The organism is Arthrobacter sp. CAN_A214 (genome assembly GCF_015751955.1).
GTDB lineage: Bacteria > Actinomycetota > Actinomycetes > Actinomycetales > Micrococcaceae > Arthrobacter_D.
Window position 1 is genome coordinate 282,978 of record NZ_JADOUU010000003.1, and the last position, 23,741, is coordinate 306,718.

Here is a 23,741-nt window from a genome sequence, read left to right on the forward strand (position 1 = left end):
TTCGGTCATGGCAGGTGGAAGAAAATACTTACCGCTATTAGCGGCAACTGACTGCCCTCCGGCTCACGCCCTGCCCGCGATATCCACATACACGTCGACGGCGAACTCCGGGCGCTTCGCCCTGGTATCTTGGAGTGTCACAACATGGAAGGCTGCAGTGTATCCCCTGATCGACCTCTTCGCCGGCCCCGGCGGCCTCAACGAAGGCTTCTCTAGTGTACGTAACTCAGATGGGTCCTACGCGTTTTCAAACTCCGCATCTTTTGAGATGGACGCCTATGCCTGCGAGACACTTCGTCTCCGTGAAACCTACCGGCATCTCAGCCGGGCAGGCAGAAGTTTGGAGGGATACTTCGATTACATCTTGGGACGCAAGACTTGGGCGGAGATCTACAACGGAACCTTTCGGGAAGCCTATATGGAGTCAGGAGACAAAGTTCACCGGGAAGTACTCGGCGAGGACTCAAGAACCCAAATAGATTCGCTGATCCGAGAGAGACTTCTGCGACACAAACCGAATGCACCATGGGTGCTAATTGGGGGGCCCCCATGCCAGGCATACTCTCTTGCCGGCAGATCCAGACGCACAGGAGACGCGAACTTCGCTTCAGATCACAAACACTTCCTGTATCGCGAGTACCTCCACATACTCGACGAGTTCAAGCCGACGATCTTCGTTATGGAGAACGTTAAGGGCCTGCTCTCGTCAAAAAACGGCGACGACAGCATGTTCCAAACAATAATGGCCGACCTCCGAGCCCTGCCGAGCGGCGTGACGTACGAGATTCGATCACTGGTCGTCGATGAAGATCCGGAAAGACTTAAGCCATCAGATTTCATCATCAAAGCTGAAGACTACGGGGTGCCGCAGAAGCGGCATCGGGTCATCCTCCTCGGTGTTCGATCGGACGTCGCTCCATTAATCCCTCGTCAGGTACTCGTTCGAGCAGACACGCCTGTCACGGTTCGTGCAGCTTTGGAGGATCTGCCTTCCGTCCGCGCTCAGACGTCGAAGCGAGTCCCGAAGGCTACTGTTGATTGGGCGGTGGCAGAGCAGGCTGCGCTGCAGGAGCTTGCGGAGCTAGGGTCTGTGCCAGTTCCTGTTGGTGACGTCCTAGGAAGCACAGCCCACCTTATATACCGAATTTGGATACGGGATGACATGGTGCCGGTGCCGAGTCAGCACCAGCCCCGGCCTCACATGGTTTCTGACCTTGCCAGGTACCGAGTTATGGCAACAATGGCCGAGAGGATGGGTAAAAGTCCTAAGTACACGGACCTACCCGCCGTCCTGCACCCTGAACACAGCAATGTGTCGAAGGAGGGCACCCCTTTCACCGACCGCTTCCGGGTTCAAGTATGGGACGCGCCCTCCACGACAATCGCTTCGCACATCTCAAAGGACGGCCACTACTACATCCACCCAGCTCGCGATCAAGCGCGCAGCTTCACTGTCCGCGAAGCCGCGCGCCTTCAGACCTTCCCGGATAACTACTTCTTTGAAGGCCCAAGGACGCAGCAGTTTCACCAGGTTGGAAACGCCGTTCCGCCGCTACTGGCAAAGCAAGTTGGCGAAGTAGTGGCATCGATGTTGGCAGCGATTAGGGACTAAAAGTCCTGAATCCCTTAGCATTAGCTGCCCCTACCAAGGCAAAAAGACGCGCAGCCTGTCTTTCAGATGGCAGCCCTGGTCGTCGACCTGTCACCAAATCGAGAATGCCCATGTCAGTAGGGCTGCCCACTCGGTTGCTCAGCGCGAAGGCACGAAGCTCAGTCCAGTGCTCAGCCGGGATCTCAAGCAACCGCATCTGCTGGTTGATTCCGTTGTCAATTTTCTGAGTCTGTCGAGCATTGCGCTTCTTCTCGGCTACTGCAGAGGGGTCAGCCAAAGCTGCCATGAACTCAGCCGGCAGCATAAACGAGTAGGCGGCGACAGTGTTCCAGCAATCGACCTTCTTCGCCCATTCCGTGACGTTCCTGACGGGACGTTGCTCATTCGTCAAAATCTTTTGAACGGCGGTGGCGATTTCAACCGCAACGTTAAGCACGCTCTCGGGTACCGCCTGTCGCCTCCAAATCACTTCAAAATCGAATAGGCGGCCCCGACCCTGCGTCTCGACCAGCTGTGCGATTTTTGCGACGGTGTAGGTGACGATATTTGCAAGATACGCACGTTCTTCCTGATACCAGTCAGTCTTGATAACGCGGGAGCGGATGGCGTCGAAAAGCAGTGCTTTGGCGACTGCTTCCTTGAAAAACGTCTCGTTGAAAGCGGATTCGTCTTTTTCCCACTTCTTCGCAATCAAGTCAGCGAAAGCAACAAAGTTCTTTTGCGCCCCCGCGCTCACCGTGTGAGGGCGTTGCTCCCAAGACATCAAGTATTTGGCCAGCCCCGGCTTGTCGAACTTGTGTTGCTTAGGGTATTGCTTATCGAAGCGGGCAGCAGAGGCGGCAGGCAATTTGTTTCGCTCGTTCTCGTACTGACCCCTTGTTCTCTCGTAGTACCACTTGGTGTCATACGTCGCGCCTGCCACAGCCGGAGCCAGTATCCGCCGGGACAGCTCCTCAATACGAACGTGAAATGGGCTGTTGGAGAAGAAGTCGGCCGCGCTCACTGCATTCTGGCTATTTGCATATCTCGAAATGCTGGGTACCAGGTCATTGGCCAGGTCAGGGGCAATGACAACCAGTTTCATCGGGACGTGTACGCTGTCGAGGACACTTTTAGTCTTCGATTCCTTCTGGACGAAAAATAGCGAGGCGGTCGTCTGACCCCCGTTAACAATTTGCAGATCCTCGATCAGGACTAGAGACGAGGAATCATCCGATGTCTGCACGGACGTGGCCGTCGCGGTGATGCCGTTATTGAACGCCATGAAGCGTTCGGGCGAGGCGAAAACGGTTTCACGGATACCCTTGTTTACGCGTCCCCTATTTGTTAGGTACGACCGCACGTTGCTCTCCAGCAGTCGACTGCCAAACTTCCCATAGAGAGAAGCAAGCAGATTGCCTGGGACGGATGCGAGATACGTCTTAACCTCGCTTGTTGCTTCTACCTCAAGCGCCGGTAGACCATTGTTTCCGGTCCAAGGGCGAAGATCGATGAGAAGCGGCTCTCGTCCGGACTGTGACTCCTGCAACTGGTGAAACCGTTCAATGTCCCAGAGGTGCAGGTCAACCGGAATGCCGCTTTCTGTCTCTGGCGGCAGTTCCCGGAGACGGGAGCTCAACTTATCATCTGTAAGGAGATAAATGCGGTACCTAGATACGTTCGCCGCTCGATTGTAAAGATCATAGGCAAGCTGGAACGCCGCTGAGCTTTCCTCCCGTCCGTCGAAAAATGATTTGTCGCGTGCATCGGCCAAGAAGTTCTGCACTGACTTGAGGTATGCCTTCGCATCCGTCGAGGAGAGCACACCGGCCTCATTCCCCCCAGAGTAGGCCGTGACGATAAGCGCGACACTATTGTCGGCATTCTCAAGGTCATACCCGTTAACTCTCAGTTTGCGGCGCCGGGCGCCCACACCTTCAAAGTCCAACGTCACTACGTCGTCAAATTCGCCGGCCTCGGCCAGAATCTCCGTGCAGCGCTGGGTGAAAGCCGTGGCGAGGAACTCACCGTCGGCGTCAGCAATCGAACCAACTGCGGACAGCAGGTTCGATCGGTAGTCGTCAAGTTCCATCGTTAATCCTTACTCTTCAGAAGCGAAATAAAAGCTGCCTCTTCATCAATTTGATAGGGCGCTAGCTCATCAAGACCAAGCTTGTAGCGGACGCTGGTGACACCCGGGGGCGTCGTATCGCTGGTAATTCGCGGAAATGACTCTGAAACTGCAAAAAAACTGAACGAGCGGCAGTGCAGGTACACATCCTCGTAGTTGGAATCGTTCGGCTCAAGGCCGAGTTCCTCCAGTGCTTGGTCGAGGCCCTCCAGACTCCCGGGCTCGGCAGTCTCAAGGGTCGATCTAACCGCTCGCACTTTCGAACTAAGCGACATTGCCCCGTCGAAGGGTACTGAACTGTCCAAGACTTCGACGAGAACTAGCACAATGTCGGTGCCTGTCAACTGATACTCAGAGCTAATGTCTATCGCTCGAGCCGTGGTTCGCCTACTCTTTACCTCGTAGCGACGCTGCGGAAATTCGAAATCCTGGTCCGCGCCGTACGGTCCTTGCCAGGCATCCATTAGCGATTGGACTCCCACTCTCGGACCTACCTGGTCGAACGCGAAGGCGAGCTCAGCATAAAGTCCCCTGATTTTCTCAATGCTCAACTTCTGCCGATCATCCTTGAGGAGCGAACGCCACTCCTCGATCGATGCCAGTGCTCGAGTGAGTCCTGCCTCCTCATTTAATTCCTGACGCACCCGCGCGTAGATCTGCCCGCACAGCTGCAGGAACACATGGCTGAAAGTTTGATCAGCCAATGTGAAGAGAAGGAGCCATGACTGGTCATGCTCCCGCCTCACCCGGGACACTTCGACCGCGGATGACATCGCTGGCAGGTCGGGGATCCTTCTTGCAATCAGGCCGAAACTTAGTCGTCCGCGCAGATCACCGCCGTAGACCAAACGGGTTGGAATTTCAGGATCAAGTTCACGCAGACCGACTAAGCCACCAACATTCACCTCGAGTGCCCAGCGATCCGTGGACCACGGCTCTGCGCTCATTGCTGTTCGTCGTCTTCAATAAACAGGTCCTCGAAGTCATCCAGCCAATATTGCTGAGCAACTTTGTTCAACACGTACTTCACCCTTCCGTTAGGTGAGTTCCCGCGATCGGACGCAGTCGCCGCGGGCAGCGCGATTTTGAGAGCGAGGAGGGCTTCCACCTGCCGTAGAGACTCGACTAATTCTTGGTCCTCCTGTGTCGCATCGCCTTCGATACGAATCCCGCTGGTCCTTCCCGAATCAGGAATCACGGCGGGGTTCGGATCGAGACAGTAAATCATCAGCTGCGGCCTTGGCAGGAAGCGATAGAAGGCGCCCTCAGGCACAGCAGCAGGTGTGGTGGTCTGCAGGTATGCATCAATGGCGGCTGTCTGAACGTCTTCGTTTAGCAAGCGACGGAGATCGTCACTACCCGCGACACGCGCACGTGCGCCACTGACCCATAGCGATGGAGCGAATGTCCTCGCACCTCGCTGCGGGGTGGCTCTTAGTACAAGCTGCCTATGCACCTTGATCACTGCGTTACTATCCGTGTCGCCACCTACGAGAAGAGTCTGGCCATCGTGATTCCTGAGAAGAGATGAGTCATCACCACGCTTGCCGTTCATGAGGACGATGTCCCATTCCCGGAACTTGGCGCCCTGGCTCGCCCGAATCATATTTTCCAAACCGGAGCCGGTGAAGAAGATGTCGTCGCCCGCTGCCTTGAACTGATGAAGGAAGTCAGCCACCAGTTCCTTCGGTACTCGACTAAGCCGGTTGTACCCGCGAACAGTGTGGTCAAGGAAGGAGGCCGACTGTGCTCCAGCGGACAGCAGATTTTCAAGCGCTGTGAGGTTGCCTCGTTGCTCGTCGAAGTCCGTAGAAAGGCGCCGAGTTTCGAGATTCCGTCCGAGCAGATTGACTACCTTCTCCGATACGAGCGTGTGCTTCGACTTATTCCGCGCGGTGATAAGCAGTGACTCCGGATGCTGCTGGACTGCCAAGCCAAAGTCGCGTGGCGTCATGTTATTCCGCCGCATCTGCGCGAGGTCCTCGCGGAGCTCCTCAATGGCATCGGCGACAAATCTGTAATCCGCCGCGGTCTTATCACTAATCCATAGGCGACACAGATCCTGAAACCCGTCTCTGTACCCGAACCATCGCGCCATCTGCATCATCGTGTCAGCGGCTCCAACACTTCTGTGGAAGTAACTCACGACCAACCCGTCCAGGGTGAGACCACGGCTAAGTAGATCGCCACCTACGGCTATCTGTCGCGGCGGGACCTGTTCTTCGAACTCGTCGTCCTCTCCTTGGCTGTTTACCGCGGAGTTGTAGACCTTGACCCTGACCTCGGATGCAGCACTATGAAGCCGCTCGAGCACAGCATCCCAATCCTCGTTAACCCCGGCGTAAGCCTCCTCGAAGGTCTCCCGGAACTCATCGAGAATTGCGTTCCCTACACCCTGCGCATAAGCCAAACTGTGTAGCTCAATGGCCGACTTGTAGCTGAAAAGCTCCTGAGTCAGGAGTTCTCCAACCTTGTTCTGAACTGCAGTGAAGCGCGATACGTTCACGAGCATGGACCTACGCTTTGGGGGCTGAACCCGAAGGTCCATGACTGCGTTAGCCAGTAGAAATACACGCACAGCTTTTCGGAGGCTTTCCGGAAGGGCAGATACAACTTGAGTCTTCTTGTGCTTGATCGGAATCCACGACTGGGCGTCCGCCAGACTCATCAACCCCGTGCTATCCGATTCCGAACGGCCGAACGTAGCCCTCATGCCGACGTAATTCGAAGGTGCCTCTAACGGGTAGATGTAGTCCTCAGGAAAGAGGTCATCGTAGACCTCGCCCTCCGATTCCACGGCCCCGGATGCCTCATGGTCGATGAAGATGTTTGCGAACGGCGTCGCCGTGATGGCGACATAGGAGGACCTGCTGAAGCTACCGAGGATAGTGCGGATGGCAGCGTTGATCGCCGTCGGATCCTCCTCTGCGGCTGTATTGATTGATGCGTAGTCAGACTCATCGTCGAGCAGAAGTAGCGGCAGATCAATCTTTCGACCATGTTCCGCTTGGCTTCGGGCCCAACCCGTTACTGCGTTTAGGACGTGTTTGTTTTTCTTCAGTACGAAGACGACTGGCGCCGAACCATCATTCGGTAGCGGCATACTCGAAGCCTTCTTGCTTGCCTGGAGGTAGTCCATCAGCACAGTCGTCTGGCTGATGGTATTCGCGACGCTACGATCAATTTGGCCCACGCCGATGTGAACGTCCTTCGTTAGAGAGGCACCTCTCGGCGTGCCTACTCGCGCTGTGTCGCGACCGATGAAGCCTTCATCAACGCGCTCGTGAGTCTGGCGGCGCAGGTACTCCGTGTTCCCCGACAGGATGATCACCAGCCGGTACCCTGCATCAGCTGCCTTATTGATTAAGCCAAGGTAGTTCTGCGTCTTCCCTGACTGAACATCTCCGATGATGAGCCCGCGCCGGTTCCAAGGAGCTGCTGCTTTTGGATCACCGGCGAGGTCGAGGATGTCGTCCGTAAACTTATCCAATCGTTCCAGCATCTGCCCCGAGCGCCCGGCTCGTGCAAGCATCGTCCGATAGGCCCGCCACCTGTTCCACCTGATCTCCGCCTTCACGTCGGGCAGCCATGGAATGTGATTCTTTACCACCGGACCATCTCCAGGTCCGGTAGGTATGTGCGCACCTACACGGTCCATCACCCGTCGCCGCAGCTGGTGAAGTTGTTCATCCGTCGCATCAACTGGCATCTTAGGGAGCACCAGCTCGAACGCGTCTTCGACCTGCGACTCAGTAAGACCGAGGTAGCTTTCACCTGACTTCGGGTCGGTTAATATACCCAGCACCGCACCTTCAACAGAGGACAGCGGGAAGTAGAACTTAAGATCAGTCATGATTTGCTAACCGTTCCTTCCAATATTTGGCGTGACTTCGGGTTGGAGTCAAATGGTTCAGAGACGGCGATTGATTGCACGAAGGCCTCGGGCGTCAGCGTTCCTCGCAGCGAGCTCCATAGGGATGAGGCGAGCAGCATCAACTCTTGGTCAGAGTCCTTGCTGTCCAGTTGAGTCTGATCTTGGCCCATACGGTTGTAGACGTCATCCACCGGGAAGCTTCTCTCAAGCAGACGAAGCAATGCGTCCATTGATTGACTGCCGCTGGGCGGCTCGGATGCTAAAGCTATGACGGCGGGATGCTCCCTGTTGATTTCATATCGGAACGAGTTGCGGTCGTCGAACACGTTCCAGAGCCGCGTATGCTGTCCCCCACCCGTGCTGCGGCCCCTGTACTCGTGAACCTTGCGGCTTGGAGCGATGATGTTGTTGGCAACCTGACGAAGGCGGCGTTGGATGCTCGGCGGTGGAACGGCTTGGGCCTTCTTGATGTCGAGTGCCCAGAGGTGATCGAGGGAGTTCGGCACATCGACCCGTACCCGGGCGAGTTTCCCTAATTCGTGTTTGGGTGCAATGCGAAACCAAGTGCCCCAGATCACGAGACGCTTCTCACGATATATGTAGAAGCCCTGGCTGTCGCGCATGGAGCCTTCGACCTGCGCTCGCTGTCGATCCGCAGTAGAGAGCTTATTTAGGTGAGGAAGAGTGTACGGACGTAGCTCGATGGACTCGCCTTCGACGTCAATCCGTTCGATAGGGCCAGGAAGGGTCGCTTTGTGGTTCTGCAGGAGCGGATCCGCGCCCGTCACGGCACGATAGTTGATGGCAATTGAAAACTTAGTGCCGTGCTCTCCGGCAAGGAATCGGTGAAACACGAGCGCCAGGTGCTTGCGCACCTCGATCATGTGAGCGTCGAGCCCTGCCACCAGATCTCCGACCGTCGCTTCCAACTGGTCGAGCTTCCTCCAAAGCACAAGTGTGCCGTTTTCATGCTTGTCGAGCTCATCAAAAGCTTGCAGTAACCGGCACTCGTCCTCGGATAGCTCCAGCAGGCTCCAACTCTTCGTTTCCATTAAGTAGTCGAGATCCCATCGGTAACCGCTGAGGCAACCGTCGTGTTTAGTGACCAGAACCAAGTCTCTACATTGAGATATGGACGCCGTTTTCAGGCCTAGCCCAAACCGGCCGAGGTCATGGGTAGCTCGCTGATCCCGTGAGCTCGCACCGGCAAGCCTCATTGCGTTCTGAGCTTCGATGGCTGACATTCCGACGCCGTTATCTACTATCGCGACATAAGGCTCTTGCTGAGCGGAGAAAAAAAGATTCACCTCCGTCGCACCAGCCGTGATCGAGTTGTCAATCAAGTCCGCGACAGCGGTCTCCAATGTGTAACCAACGGCCCTCATAGATTCCATCAGATGTGGATCCGGCACCATTGCAATCACGTGGCTCACACGTCCCCATTCTTCTCGTGCTCCTAATACTGCTAGCCACTGTAGTGGTTGCGCACCCGAAATGAGCTTGCCCTCGATGGACAGGTTGGTATCGGATTGATTATGGGGTAGCTGCAGCTATCGGATCATCCCGAGTCCGCCCTTGAGCGGCGGCTGCTTAGCGCAAGACCCGCTCCTGTGTTTGGTGCATCCCCTTACCGCCAGCACTCCAGGTCATGGCGCAGGACTAGCTGGCGGTTACCCAAACATACTAGAATCGCGTCCCTTACCGGGCTTTCCTGACGCCACGGTCGGATCGCTACGACCATGCGGGACCCTTTTGAAGTCCACTCAACGGAAGCAGGTTGGATTGACTCACGACGATGGCGAAATTGATTCCGGAACACACTTAGTTCCGGTGAAGGAACATAAGTGGCAGCTACAGTTTGTCAACGCTCCACGGACCAAGGTTGATGACGAACTCTTTCTGGTCCGGTACGTTGTCGGCTCCACCCAGGAGTGCCAGTACCGCACAAACGGTGAATGGCTGGATACTTCTCGATGCCACGAGGAGGACGCTTGGTTCTTCCTCATCGCAGCCGATGATGAGTTCTCCCTGTTCGACTATTCACAGATGCACGATGAGAGCATTGGAGTAGAAGTCGGTTACCTGGTAGATCAAGCCGTCGAATGGTACGACCACCCCGGCTTGAGATTGAATATTGCCTACGAGGTTTTCGACATCAAGGAGCAGCAACTGTACGTTCGGCGCCTGCCAGGGCGCTCCGACCTTCGAGTTGAGCTCGCAACGCAGGACCTTTTGTGGGGCCGCGGTTCAGGTGGCCGATGGACGCTCCAAGAACACCTCACGTTACGTGAGCGTATGCAACGATTAGTCCTCATCGAGCATGCCGAAAAGTTGATACGGGAATCCAACACCGTTCGATTTTCGCACCCCACCGCGGACGAAGCCTTCGACCTCCAATTGGCAACCGCGATTGCACTGGGAGTCCCGTTTCGAGTGATTCCGACCTTCGATTCAATGCTGTTCGAGTTAAAGGACGACAACCTTCTTCGCTGGGAGGCCGTCCGGCCCTTACTGACTATCTCCGCAGAAACCGCGCTCATAGGACGACCACAAGGCGACGAATTCATGGGGGTCCTAGTCCGGTCCGGTCCGCATACCTGGATCCGTCACAGCGGCTCCTGGCTGCCTGTCCGGAGGAAATCAGATCATGAGCGGAGCTTGATGCCGCTTGCCTTCGAGGACCTGATGGACGCTGTCCTGACATGGGACGTAGCAGAGGAGACGAAGACCCTGCAGCCTCAGCGACCCGAGTTTTCCGTTCGTTCGGTCTATTTTGTCACCAAGGACGATCCCGGGGAGGTATCGGACTTCTCCATAGTAGGGCTGGTTCGTGGCAGCATCGGAAAGGGGTATGGCAAAATTCGTCGTGGGAGATTCTGGCAGCACGGGTACTTGCCCGTCCTGGATCAGGAGAACCATATGCCTACCGATGAGAACGACTTACGTCCGGGGGGAGGAGAGTTCCTATGCACTGTTGATCGTGATTTGGAACCCTTCGCCATCGCATTCTGGGATGCGAATAGCGCTCCTAGCTCCGAAGCAGGACCGCGGGTCACGAAGTCGAACTTCACGGCATGGATTGCAACATCGACCTAGGATGCTGGTCCTGATGCCGGATGTCAGCACAATACAGTTCAAAGGAGTGGTCGTGTTATCGCTAGATGTTACATGGGGAGATATGAAGTCGGTGCACCGCTATAATTTCGGTTCCGATACGGTTCTCTCGATAGATCACCTGGCTGACCGGGACATATTGAAGTTGGGGTACTTCAAGCACGACGACGAGTTCTACTACGAGATGGACCCAGCGTCGGTAGTCCAAGCCCGACTGGAACGTTGGCCCCGCCGCCCGTCGCCTGGAGACCATGAAGAATTTTTCGTGACGATGAATGCCGCCGGTACCGTACTCCTCGTACTCGTCCTGGTGAATGGCGAACGTTTCTACTATCGAAATGAAGCCGAGTGGGTCTACATCGGCCCAGGAGACAACGTCGTCGGCTTCGACGAATATTCGCTGGTCGCCGTTGCCGGACGAGTGGTGGACTTCTTCGACTACGCGGAGGCCAACGAGTTCGGCCTCATCGAGGAGAGTGTCGAGAGTCTCAGGATCTGACTCCGCCGGCGGGTTCGACCAGCATCAGGTGAGCAGGACATGATGCTCGACTGCAAATCCGCACCGGTGACAGCTCCCCCCTGCCTAAGCGTGCAGGGTTACGCGACAGGCCGGGAGCTGCTGGAGGTCGGCCTCACGCTCGTACCCGCCCTGCAGCGGCTCACTCCAGGAACCACCCCAGTGGACGCACGAGGATGGAGGAGACCCCTACTCCTCGGGGTCCACTATGTCATCGTCATTGTCAGGCTTGAGCCCAAGCTCGATGCCATGCATCCAGAGCACGATGTCCATGACCCGCAACGCCGAGATGTGTTTGGGAGCATCAGCGGCTTCGCGGATAGCCTCCAGCCGCCCGGGGAGATCGGTACCATCAGTCAGCGCGGCGTGCCATGTGGCCCACTGGCTTCCGGAATCCTTGAGCCCCATGAGGGGACGAACTACAGAGTCGTAGATAGGAATCAGGCGCGAACGTTTACGAGCCATGATCTTGCTTGCCCGGGTGGGGCCGATGCCCCACTTTCCGTACTTCCTGCCCCGTAGGAGACGCCACAGCTCGTCCGCGGGATTACCCGGTGCATTCAGCTTCTCGATGTCCGCATCCCAGAGGTCGACGTCGACCGGAATCTGCCGAAGCAGTTCAGTGATTTCGTCGGCGTGCTTCTCAAGCAGACCGATAGCTGCGCGTCCCTTGATGTCTACCGATAGGAAGCACACAGCCACCAGGTCATCGGCGGTGATCCGGTCAGCAACCTCGGTACGATCGCCGCCCCCTGCCCAGTCATCGAAGCGGGTGCCCGTGCGAGGATTGATGTTGCCCTCGATAGGCCGGTAGTAACGGTGGACGAGTTTAGCGGCATCGGCCACCTGGTCTACTCGAAGAATCGGTGGATAGATCATCGCGCTCTTTTCGGTAGTTGTTGTGGTTGAAGATCCTGAGTCGCTCTCTCGAGCTGAGAACCGAATTCGATCATCCAGGTCGGAAGATCAAGTCACTTCGGCGACGCACGAATGAAACCGGCGCCGTCGGCGTGCAGCTTTCCGACTTCCTGCGCGTCCCGCACTGCATCGTCCAACCGCTCCCCTATGCCGGCGGTCACCCGCATGCCGCCGAAAACCCGAATCACTCTGCGCTTGAGGTCCTCCAGCTCGATGCCGTGCGCCTTACGGCATACAGCCACCATGGCGTTCGCGATCTCGACCTTGCTGACATGTTCGATCTTGCGGTCGATCTCGGGCCCATTCTGGCGATAACCGCACCATCTGTCGGAGTACAGCCCGACAGACCACACGAATGCGTCGCTATCGACGCGATACCTCTCCTGGTCGATCAACCGTAGGACCGCTCCGGCGCGCTGACTGTTCACTTTGTTGAGTGAGAATGCGGCGCACGCCAGCTTCGCCAGACGAACGGTATGGATCGGCCCCTCCGCATCGATGATCTGAGTCAAGACGGCCGTAACCAGCGCCCTCGACCGCGATGACGATGAGAGGGTGTCGAGAACCTCGATCCCGCCGATTACCCTTGGACTCCACGGCCGGTAGATGCTGGCATTGGTGGTGTCCGCTGCGGCGGTCGTGTCCGTTGTCGCAGCACGAATCGGTTCGAAGTCTTCCTCCTGTTCTAGCGCCTGTTCCATATCCGGAGCCGACAGATAGACATCCGGCATTGAATCAGCATGCTCTTCTTGTTTGGATACGTCCGACTGAGCATCGGCGCCCTGAGCAGCCGGATCATTAGTCGGGTCCTCGGACGCAACCTCGAACCCGTCGACGATAATCTGCTGTGCAGACACCACCGCGGCACGCAGGCGTTCGATCACCGCGGCGGAGTCGACCAGCCATTCAGGGAGCCAGACCCGTTCCACAGCCGGCCAGCGGAGCATCCGTGACAGGACATCGGAGGGAAGTCCGTCCCGGTCCCCCACCGTCGCTCGAGCAGCCCAAGCCGGCGAATCCAGCAGCACCGCCATCAGCGGGCGGCCCGGCTCCTCCGCGGTCGCGACGCTGATGTCGACCTTGAAGTCCGACAGGCCGACGTCCGTGGTGACAGCGAAACCTTGCTCGCGCAGCGCGCCGGCAATTTGCTCCCGGTGACGGTCGATCGCAGGCTTTCGGCGTCCGTCGAACGGCAGTGCGCTGGGCCCGTGAGCCGCGATCTCCAGGTAGCTTCGGAGGTGCTTGACCCCGACCGAGGACGTTTCCTCCGCCCGTAGATCGGCCGGATCGAAACTGGAGAACACGACAACCTGGCGCCGAGCACGGGTAACGGCGACATTGAGCCTGCGCTCACCACCACTGCGGTTCAGCGGGCCAAAGTTCAGCGGGAGGTATCCGCGGTCGTTCTTGCTGAACCCCGTGGAGAAGAGGATGGTGTCCCGCTCGTCGCCCTGCACGTTCTCGAGGTTCTTCACGAACAGACCGTCCGCAACCTCCAGCGCGTCAGCAATGCGCGAATCCTCCGAATCACGCAGAAGTGCTTCGATGTACGCCCGCTGTTGCAGGTTGAAGGTGACCACCCCGATGGACGGCGCTACAGCGGGCGAGGCGTCGAATCGGCGCTTGATCTCGTCCACTACGGCGACTGCCTCGACCGGGTTGGTTCGCAGGAGTTTCCCCACCCCTGATCGGTGGAAACGGCCATCCACCCGGACGAGGCTGATGCCGTACCCTTCAGGGCCTGCATTGGCCGGTCCGTGGACCGGCGCAGGGAAGGAGGACAGCTTGTTGTCGTAGTACTGCTGATTGCTGAACGCGATGAGCGATTCGTCCTGGCTGCGGTAGTGCCAGGACAGCCACTGCCGGGGCACCCGCGCCAGCACACACTCGGAGAGGATCGACTCCTCGTCCTCCACCGTCTCGTTGGCCAGTTCGGCGTCTTCGTCGCGGTCCGTGGTGGTTTCGGCGAAGGACGTCGGCGGCATCTGCTTGCTGTCGCCCACGACGACGACAGCGCGCCCGCGACCCATGGCACCCACCGCGTCCGCTACACGAATTTGTGACGCTTCGTCGAAGACCACAAGATCGAAGAGCTCCGCCGTCGCAGGGAAGAAGCGTGCCACCGAATCCGGGCTGACGAGCACGCACGGCATGATCCGCGTGATCAGGTCGCCGTGCGTCTCCAGCAGCGCACGGACGCGCAGCCCGCCGGTCTTGTAGTTCAGCTGGCGCTGCAGCAAACCCATGCGGCCCCCACTCGAATCGGCGTTGAAAGTCCGCGCCTTGAGCACATCATCGGGCAGCGCCGTCGTCAGTTCCTGTCGCACCTCGGATGATCGAGCGGTGAACCGACCGATCATCCGCTCATGAGTACGGGGCTCGAAGTTGTTCAGGCCCGACGCCGCTGCACGCTCGCGCTGCGACGCTTCGGTGAGTCCAAGCTCGAAAGCGCGTCCGGCGTCGTCGGCCTCGATGTGCCCTAACTTCAACTCCTCCCGCGCATGGACAAGGCCTTCCCTGCGCAACGGCTCCAGCGCATGCAGGAAGACGAGCCAGCGGCGTAAGGTCGGCGATTCGTCGCCCTCGACGCCCCGGCCACGTCCGGTCTTCTCCCACCGGGTCAGAAACTGCTGCCCACCCAGCCAGTTCGCCAGAGCTACCTCGTCGAGACCAGCGACGGACACCAGGTCGCGGACGGCACGGGACAGTGAGACGACAACGTCGACCGTAACCTGGTCGACGGGTGACCCCGCCCGGAAAAAGGACCGCATGACCGGCACGAAGTCCTCCTCCGCGTGGGCTGGAGGAGCCTTGATGACTGTGGAAGCCCACTCGAGCCACTGCACGTTGCGTCCGAGGTATTCCTGCCCTTCGGCAGTGAAGGGATTCCACGACGTCGGCAACTCGATCCCGGGGATGGATGTGGCCCCTGACGCAAGTCCCCGAACGGCGCCCTGAACTGCCATCAGTGCACCCGTCAGTTCAGGCAGCGCGTTGGGCTTCACCTCCGCACCGGGCCGGATGTGGGAAGCAATTCTTTCCCGCACGGCGACAAGCCGCTTTTTCCGGCCGAAGAATCCCGATGCCGCCGCCGTGACCGCTTCCGCATGAATGTCGGCAATCGGCAAATCGAGAACCTCCGGTACCACCTTGTCGAGACCCGGATGGGACGCGGCGAGAAATGCGCTCATATGGGTCCGGAGGTTCTGGGTGGCCACGGCCCACCGGTCCGTTCCCGCTTCGTCCAACACCTCGATATCTATGGTCCGTGACGGGAGCAGGACCGCGAACTTCTCGAAGTCCTCCACCGTACGGGCCGCCATGAGGACGGTGAGGAGCACCTCCGACGCAGGCAAATGATTGAGCGCCACCTGCAGCCGCCGTGCCGCGCCGAACACCACCACCGCGTCGGCTCCACTGAGCGGCCTGTCCAGAAAGCCCCAGGGATGATCCTCGCCCGGGTCGGCGGGCTCGGCGGCATCGGGGAGTTCGGACAGAACGGTTCGGAGCTGCTGCAGCCGCGGTAGCGACACTGCCTCGACGAAGGAATCGGGCACGGGAAGAGGGCTGACTTCTCCGCCGATGGTGAGTTCCTGGGTGCGGGCGGAGTACAGCGAGAGCTCAGCGCTGTTCTCCTCATGCAGCCGCGTTGCGTAGCGCACCAGACCACGGCGCGCGTTGTTTAGCTCACCAAGCGCTGCGTCGAGGCCCTGGCGATCCGGGTAAGTCACATGGTCCAACGCCTGTCGGATCTGCCGACGGACGGCGGCGGGCTTGCTCCCCTTGTCGTGCAGGTCGAGGGAGAAGACTCCCATACCGACCTCGTCGAGGCGTTTCTGCACGACGTCGAGCGCCGCCCTCTTCTCCGCCACGAACAGGACGCGCTTACCTTCGGCGATCGCGCGCGTGAGGAGGTTCGTGATCGTCTGCGACTTCCCGGTGCCGGGAGGGCCTTCCAGGACGAACGTCTTCCCTGCCACCGCTTCGGCGATGGCCTGCAGTTGCGACGAGTCAGCCGGGATCGGCACCTTCGTGGCGAGGAGGTCCAGGTCCTCGGCGGAGGCGTTCTGCACCCGATCGGTGAAGGACTCCGCTGGCGAGTGAACGAGGTGATGCACCAGCGGGTTCTTGCACAACTCGTCCCAGCGTTCGTCGAGGTCCTTCCACAGCCTGAACTTGGCGAACTGGAGAATCGACAGGTCCACCGTCGGTTCGACGCGGAACGGCAGTCCCTTTTCGGCAACGGCTACTCGAACCGCTTCGAACGCCTTATGAAGATCGATGCCGGCATCGTCCTCTGCCGGTTCGGCGAGACCAGGGATTTCTAGACCCAACGAGAGCCGGAGCTTCTCGAGAAGGCAGTAGTTGGGCGTGGAGGTGCCCGCGTCGTCGAGGCTGATCTGGTATGGGCCCTGCTTGGAAGTGGGGCGGAGCCGGACGGGCACCAGGACTAGTGGCGACCGCAGGTCTCGTCCATCAAGATTCCAGACGAGCGAGCCCAGCGCCAGATACAGGTTGTTGGCGCCGGTCTCCTCGATCAGGGTCCTCGCTTTGTAAGCAAGATTGCGCATGCGAGTCTGGTAGGCACCCCGGGTGACATCAGCAAATACCGCGTGCTCGCTGATGAGCAGGTCAGCGAGTTCGTCCTGGGGCAGGTCCCGCCCGAAGCGGACGCCGCGCTCGGCCTGCATCGCGGAGACCTCGTCGGAGGGCGCCAGCATGATGTCCTTGCCGTGGTTGATCATGTCCTCGAAATTTCCGACCTGCGCATCAGGCACGGCAAGGGGGAACCGAGCCGTCGCTGTGAAGTTGATAAGGCGGTTACGCAGGCTCAGATCGAGGAGAGTGTTCTTCCACTGGGTGACGCGGGTGGGCGGTTCAGGCCGTTGGGTGCGGCGACGCTCCCTCTGCTCCTGCGCGGGCGCGACGACCGGCGTCTCTCGGCGAGGCGGGGTGTACTCGATGACGGTTACCGTGCCAGCGCCGTCGATGAACCGGACCGGGATCGGACGGATGCCGGAGTGCCGTGCTGCGTAGAGGTCGACGACTCCCAGCACCTCCTCCATGTCTCCGGTAAGCCATCTCGCATATGGGCGCTCGTGCAGTTCCTCCATGGTGTGGTGTTTAGCATCGGTCAGCAGCGTGGTCTCGATGAGGCGGATCCACTTGAGGTCGATCGCGTTGACCAACGACGCGGGATCCTCGACTGCCGGTATCTTGAAGTTCGCCTGGTCGCGCCAGTAACCGAGGAAGATATGCCCCTGAACGAGCCAGAGGTTCGCCTGCAGACCGGCGAACTCCATCGCTGCGGCAAGCACGACGACGGTGTCGAGGCAGGTGCCGAAGCGCCCGTTGAGAACCTCATCGGCGTTCCGGACACGTTGTGCGCGCTGACCCCAAGAGGCCGGTGGCTCGCTATAGCGGACTTCGCGGTCCCAGAGTGCCTGAGCGAGCGCTTCCGCTATCTGGTCAGTGCGTTCGGGTCCGGCCTGGTAGCCCTCGAGCGAGCCACTGCCCGTGGTCGCCAAGAGGAGATCCGAGGCTTCAGAACAGAGCGCGGCGACGGCGGGATGATTCGGTTGGACGAGGGCGGCAAGGGACTCCAGGGTCAACAGTCCGGGATAATGACGCCAGTGGTGCGCCGCGAGCAGCTCGATCGGTACGGCGTGCTGAGCGAGAAGCTGACCGTCGACTTCGAGGCCGGCTTGAATGACCCCGGGCTGTCGATCCTGAAGCTGAAGCAACACAGCTGGATCAGCACGGACCTCGGGTTCCGCGATCATGACCGTCTGGTTCGGCGGGATGTCGAGGTAATGCTCTGACGGCTGGGTTACGAGGCCCGATTCGCCCGAGACACTCAGTTTGAGGACCGCTCCCCTAATTTCCGGCCCGGCGTTGGTGATGGTGAGTCGACTGATGATGCGCTGACCGTTGTACGCCATGGCGTAACTCAGTTCAGGGGCGGAGTCGAAGATGAGCGACTGAGGTGCCGCAGCTCCGGCGGGCTCCGTTGTTGCTCGGGAGTCCTCGACGACGGTCGGCGGTGTATCCTCGCCGTCCGTTCCGTCTGACCCGGTCGTGTCCTGGCCGGAGTGCGAGTCCGGCTGCGCCGCCCGCTTCTTAACCTCGGCTAGGAGCGATAGGGTCTGCTCCGCTTCAGTGTCGGCGCCCAGTGCTCGAAGGAGCCGACAGGACGTGTCGAGGTACCGCTGCACGTCGTCATCGGTGAACGGCTCGTTGTGTGCCCAGAGGTTACGCACCTGGCGCATCTCGCTGGCGTAGGCCCGACCTTCGGGCGACAGATCGAAGGGGTATCCTAGCCCGCCGAGACGCTCGGTGAGCACCCGCAGCTGGACCTGAGGATCGGTGGCTTTGAGCTGCTTGGATTCCCGGTGCTGGAGGTCGTCCTTGTGCTCCAGGATGCGCGGCCACTCGACCCCTGGAGCAACCTGCTCCAGGGTCGCGCGAATGACTGGCTCCAGCCCTTCGGCCATGACGTCCAGCGCGCGCCCGACGAACTCGCGGTTCGATAGCCCCATATTGTCCCCTATGTCCCCAGCGATGGTGTTCGTCACACCGTTGGGAACAGCGTAGTACGAAGGTGTGACACCGACCGCAAAAGTGCGGATTCGCTGCGGTTGACGGGGCTCTGAGCACCCTCTCGCCGGTGAGTGCGTGATAGGAACGAGCATGAATACCTCACACGTCTTCGTCACGATGGGCGATCTGAAGAACATCGCATGTGATGCCTGGCTGCTGCCAACTGACCATAGACCGCGGGTCAGCCGGGAGTGGACTCACGGTATTCCCGGTCTCGAGACAGCCGTAGCGCCGGAGCGCGCTAAGCGGTTCTATCTGAACGAGGAACCCGCATTCTTCCCTCCGGACTGGCCACTCAACTGGCCGCTTCCCGTGCTCACGGCCGTGCCGATCGACGGCATCACGAGTGCCGAGCAGATCATTCCCGCTATCACTCACTTCATTCAGACCGCCGCAACTGCCGTGCGGAAACGGCGCGCAAGTGCCACCGAATCGGTCAAAGTCAGAATGCCCTCCAATCGGCCGGTTCCGCTTCTGGCGCTGCCGCTCTTCGGCACCGGTGGCGGCGGTGCGGGTCCGATCCGTGGCGAGATTCTGACCACCCTTCTTCGGGTGTCACTGGACGCCGCCACGCAGGAGGGAGTTGATGTCGTCCTCGTTCTTCGGGATCAACGGGACTTCGCTCTCGCCCAACAACTCAGGAAGCGCGATGCCGGAACCTGGGGTCGAGTACTGGCCCCGGCCCTGAGGAATCAAGCCATAGCGCTTGCGAAGCGAGCCCGCACGCATCAGCTGGTCCCCTTCATGGGCGCCGGCGTGAGCGTCAGCGCGGGAGCCCCCACATGGTCGGAATTGATCAGCAAGCTCGCCGCGCGGGTAGGACTCAGCGAGGATGAGCTTGCCGAGCTACAGAAGCGCAACGTGCTGGACCAGGCCAGCATTTTGCGGACCATTTTCGATCAGCGCGAGCTGTCGCTGAACGATGCCATCGTCGACGAGGTCACGCTGGAACGCTACGGTCTTGCGCCGGCGCTTCTGGCCAGTCTGCCCTGCAGGCAGGCCATCACCCTGAACTACGATGACCTGTTCGAGAGAGCCTGTCTCGATGCGGGCACCCCGACCGCCGTCATACCCACCGGAACGTCCGGGCAGCGAGACCGTTGGCTGCTCAAGCTCCACGGCTCGGTGACTCATCCGGAATCGATCGTCCTTACCCGCGAGGACTACCTGGGCTTCGATGCGTCGCGCTCGGCACTTTCCGCGCTCGTGAAGGCCAACCTGATCACCCATCACCTGCTCTTCGTAGGCTTCGGGCTGACCGATGACCACTTCCACGAGATCGTCCATGACGTCCGCCGAGCCTTTCCGGATCTGTCGTCGGACAAGGGTGAGATTGCTACCGCTCTCACCCTGTCCCGTGACCCGCTCGACGAATACGCATGGAAGGACAAGCTCACGCTTCTGCCGATGAGTGATGACTTGGACGTCCCCGCTGCTGCCCGGACCCTGGAGATCTTCCTGGATGCGCTTCTGGCGCACGCTGTGGATAGCCATACCTATCTCCTTGCCGACGGGTATAAGGAGGTACTCACGCACGAGGAATCCTCCGTCCGCGCCAAACTGCTGCAACTCGGCGATAGTCTCTCGGCTGAGGAGCGAGCAAGCAGCGGAGGGATTCGGGTCCTCGCGATGCTTGAGAATCTGGGGGCGGAGTTATCGGACCCGCAGAGCTCCAAGACTCAAGCGAAATACCTCCGATGATCTGGTTTCGTATACAGCCTGGGGTGACACGACCTAGAAGGCGCAAACCCGAGCGACTAACGAAGGGCTGCACCGAATCATGGTGAGACAGGACAACGTGCTGCCGTACTGCGGGAGCTACTCGAGGAGGCAGGCCGGCAACCGTCGTGCCGGCGCCCCCGCGGCTTCACTATCTCGAGGACGCCCTGGCACAGAACATCCTGCAGACGTACCACGAGTTCTGTGGGACAGAACAGGGCCCGGCTCTCCGACCGGGCGCCTAGGATCTCGCGTTCGTAGGCGGCTTGGCAGTGGAACTGAATGAGGGATTGCATTTCAATCGCTACCGAAGTCAGACGCTGGCCGCTGGCTCTCGGTGAGGGTCTAAAACTGAGCCGCTGTGACGGTTGAAGACTCAGCCATATGTTCCATACGATTTGGCGGTTGCATTCTGTCGGGGGTCAGTCGATGAGGTCGATAGCAGCACGGCTGGGTGTCCTCCGGAGGACTGTCGCTAAAGCGGTCGCGCTGCTGGTCCGCCGATCTATATGCGGGCGCGGCAGGATTCCGAGATGAAGACGGTGGAGCCGGCAATTTGGTTGCTGAAAGATACTCCGTGAATGCTTGCAACGGTGCTGGCCAAGCGCGGGCGGTCTGGTCCGGGTACCCGGTTTGGTCTTGTTAGAGCGTTGCACGAATCTGCACGATGGCATCGAACAGATTCGCCTAGCGGAGACCTGACCACCATCGCTTATACCACCGCCACAAAAGTGGATCCCTTCCAGTGGGCAGGAATTGGCGCAAAGCAGGAAGGTCGTCCAGTCCAAGCTTTTGCAATTCTGCCGCATATGGCTCACTCTTCAGCTGAGCGCGCATACCCAATGACCAGACCTTCCAGGTTCGATCGGTGATGAAACCCTGTTCGCGTAGATCAAGCTCATCCTCACATAGTCGCAGGTATGCGTGAATGACTCGTTTGTTGCTTCCAGATAGCAGACGCAGGGGTTTATTCATGTACAAATTGAAGGACATGCGATCCAGTAAGTCCCAATACCGCTGGACGTACAAATTCTCGAACTCCCGATGCCTCTGAGTTTGGCTACCTACGAATTGCAGAGCCGCGAACACGATGGCTGAAGCGGTGAGTGCTTGTATGCATAGAGAGACCCAGTTGAACCAATTCATACCCTTTTTCCACCGTTCTGTGCGATGTTTCCGCTTTTTGGCCTACACAAAAATTCACGTCGAAGCGATACTCTCGTCCATCTCGAGCCCATTGATAGGAAGCGTCACATGTGGAGGTGCCAGCCTCGCCAGCATCTTGAATTACTCAGCGCGGCTCTCGCAGGCAAGCTTTTGAGCAAGAACCTCTGGGAGAATGAGAATGTCGAAACCAGCAGATGCATTCTCAAGAAAAGCGGCACTCCATTAGCTTCCCGCACCAGCACATAGAGACTGAACGACGGGAAGCATCATCCGCGCACGGGCAGCAAGGAAGTTGTCGTAATCACGAATCAGCTTCTCGCCGTCGGACTCAAGGTACGGGCCAGCTTCGGCCAGCTCGGCGTACGGAATGAGATGTGACGCGAAACGAGCACGAACCGCATCCTCTCCCATATCCGAACGGCTTACGCGGTCCTGAAGATACTGCAACGGGGACTTGTTCGAGATATTCCGATTCGTACTCCAAGAGATGAGTGCGCAGTTGAGAGCCCGCATAGTTTTCTGCTGCTCCACCTTGCCTATTTTCAGGAGCAAGGAATCCGGAAAAAGGTGGTGATACTCTCGTTTTGATAGATTACCGGCAGTGACGGTCTGATCATCGGCAACATCGCGCGCCCCTTTGCGAAGCGCGACGGCCAAAAGCCCCCGAGCAAGGACTTCCCGTCCCCGCGGCCATGCGGCACCTATAAGATCGTCCTCTGTTGGGAGCGGAGTGACTTCCTCGTCGAAGATTGGAGCGGTTTTCCAATTGCTTTCCTCACCCAGAAGTAGGCGCCGCAGTCCGCGGTAATCCTGTAACGCTCTCGTCGACGCCGACTGATCGTATCGACGCGTTAGGAATGACCTCCACAAGTACGCTCGTAAGAGCCGCCGCGCGTTGCCTGCTTCGTCCAGTGATGACGGGAAGTACTGGTGCAACGCCGCAATAATAGGAAGTGACGCCACGGAAGGAAGCCGCTGGGCGTCATAGATGCGTTCAGCATCCAGCATCTCAATAGCCCACTTGATGCCTGCAATGATCCTGTCCCAATCGCCTGCCACGTCACTAATGTTCATCCGTTGGTAGCTGCGCTGATTCGGTGCTCGATCTGACCTCAGAGCTGCACAGTCAAGCGCTAGGGTCCCGCCATCGATGTATCGCTGAAGTGTGGGCACGGCAGCGTGAAGATCCTCGACGAGCTCGTGCAGCGATGAGCCCGTTGCTTCTTCCAACTGGGCGACAACGATATCGAATGCTGACAATCGCACAGAGGACGTATTCATCTTAATGAATACGTCCAGAGCAACATCTTTGGGCGTTTCCTCGGGGAGGCTCAGATAGGGAATGTTGTATTGGGATACATTAGTCGCCAGTTCTTGAACCTTAAGATTGAGCTGCCAAGCATCCTGGAAGTTTCCGTCCGTAGCCGTCAGTGCCCATTCATTGCGCTGGTCGTTACCCAATGGGTTGAGGAGCCGCAACGGGATATAACCACGGCGGTGCACCTCAATAGGGTCCTCACACCACAGGGGGTAAAGCTTTCCGCCCCTGTTCCACCGGTACTGCCCCAGCACTCGCGGCGCCGGCTGCGACCCGTCTTCCTCGTCGTTCTCAAACCGAACGAAGTATGTGCGGTTTGAGTAGTTGTCGTGCATCGCTCGCCACAACGCCGTGAGTCGCTGCTGACCATCAAGGAGATGTTCGGTGACCCGGTCCCCTGCCCGGAGTGCGGGTGCCGATTCGAGCTCTCGACTGGCGAAGGGTTCTTCCGCCCCCACCTTCAGGACAAGCACCGCGCCCGCAGGTAATTTGCGCAGGACGGTCTCCAGCAAACTTCCTACCTCGTTGTGACTCCAAGCCTCGAACCGTTGAAATCGAGGGAGCCGGAGACGTCGTTCGGCCACGGAGGTGAACCAATCCTTCAGAGGCCTATTCAAAGCTTCCATCAGCTCCCCCGTCCTATTCTGCTTCGTTCACGCCCTGCCCATAACCCTTCCGAGTCTATTCGCCATCCCACTCCATCTTCGGCTCCTACTAAGGTCTGACAGTCGCTGTGGCTAGCGATCTCGCACTCGTCAAAAGCGGGACACTTGGATCCTCGCGACATTGGCG

The 23,741-nt window shown here is 58.9% G+C and carries 11 protein-coding genes; 4 read left to right on the plus strand and 7 right to left on the minus strand.

Annotation, left to right across the window (positions count from 1 at the left end):
• Positions 1–157 precede the first annotated feature (157 nt).
• Positions 158–1,612, plus strand: coding sequence for a DNA cytosine methyltransferase (locus IWX65_RS04945; RefSeq protein WP_334683664.1), 1,455 nt, complete (start codon positions 158–160; stop codon positions 1,610–1,612).
• Here the strand turns inward: IWX65_RS04945 and IWX65_RS04950 are convergent.
• The 4 genes from IWX65_RS04950 to IWX65_RS04965 are packed head-to-tail and all read right to left on the minus strand — an operon-like array spanning position 1,602 to position 9,029.
• Positions 1,602–3,683, minus strand: coding sequence for an AIPR family protein (locus IWX65_RS04950; RefSeq protein ID WP_196881312.1), 2,082 nt, complete (start codon positions 3,681–3,683; stop codon positions 1,602–1,604). The two genes, IWX65_RS04945 and IWX65_RS04950, sit on opposite strands and share 11 nt — an antisense overlap.
• A 2-nt stretch (positions 3,684–3,685) precedes the next feature.
• A complete protein-coding gene (locus tag IWX65_RS04955) occupies positions 3,686–4,669 on the minus strand; it encodes a PD-(D/E)XK motif protein (protein WP_196881313.1) in 984 nt (327 codons plus the stop codon).
• Positions 4,666–7,575, minus strand: a complete 2,910-nt coding sequence (locus IWX65_RS04960) for a Z1 domain-containing protein (protein ID WP_196881314.1) — start codon at positions 7,573–7,575, stop codon at positions 4,666–4,668. The genes IWX65_RS04955 and IWX65_RS04960 overlap by 4 nt, the downstream gene beginning before the upstream one ends.
• A complete protein-coding gene (locus IWX65_RS04965; protein ID WP_196881315.1) occupies positions 7,572–9,029 on the minus strand; it encodes an ATP-binding protein in 1,458 nt (485 codons plus the stop codon). Before IWX65_RS04965 ends, IWX65_RS04960 begins: the two co-directional genes overlap by 4 nt.
• 349 nt (positions 9,030–9,378) lie before the next feature.
• Here IWX65_RS04965 and IWX65_RS04970 point away from each other — a divergent pair, with 349 nt between their 5' ends.
• Positions 9,379–10,692, plus strand: coding sequence for a hypothetical protein (locus tag IWX65_RS04970; protein WP_196881316.1), 1,314 nt, complete (start codon positions 9,379–9,381; stop codon positions 10,690–10,692).
• Between the two features lie 283 nt (positions 10,693–10,975).
• Positions 10,976–11,209 (plus strand): hypothetical protein, encoded by a 234-nt coding sequence (locus IWX65_RS04975; RefSeq protein ID WP_196881317.1) that lies wholly within the window; start codon positions 10,976–10,978, stop codon positions 11,207–11,209.
• Between the two features lie 207 nt (positions 11,210–11,416).
• On the opposite strand, the gene IWX65_RS04980 is transcribed toward IWX65_RS04975, so the two are convergent.
• Entirely contained in the window at positions 11,417–12,106 is a 690-nt protein-coding gene (locus IWX65_RS04980) for a DUF6308 family protein (RefSeq protein WP_196881318.1), read from the minus strand.
• Between the two features lie 92 nt (positions 12,107–12,198).
• Entirely contained in the window at positions 12,199–18,684 is a 6,486-nt protein-coding gene (locus tag IWX65_RS04985; protein ID WP_196881319.1) for a DUF4011 domain-containing protein, read from the minus strand.
• A gap of 151 nt (positions 18,685–18,835) precedes the next feature.
• Between IWX65_RS04985 and IWX65_RS04990 the strand changes: the two genes are divergently transcribed.
• Positions 18,836–20,446, plus strand: coding sequence for an SIR2 family protein (locus IWX65_RS04990; RefSeq protein WP_196881320.1), 1,611 nt, complete (start codon positions 18,836–18,838; stop codon positions 20,444–20,446).
• Positions 20,447–21,853: 1,407 nt separating this feature from the next.
• Here the strand turns inward: IWX65_RS04990 and IWX65_RS04995 are convergent.
• Positions 21,854–23,575, minus strand: coding sequence for a GmrSD restriction endonuclease domain-containing protein (locus IWX65_RS04995; RefSeq protein WP_196881321.1), 1,722 nt, complete (start codon positions 23,573–23,575; stop codon positions 21,854–21,856).
• Positions 23,576–23,741 lie beyond the last annotated feature (166 nt).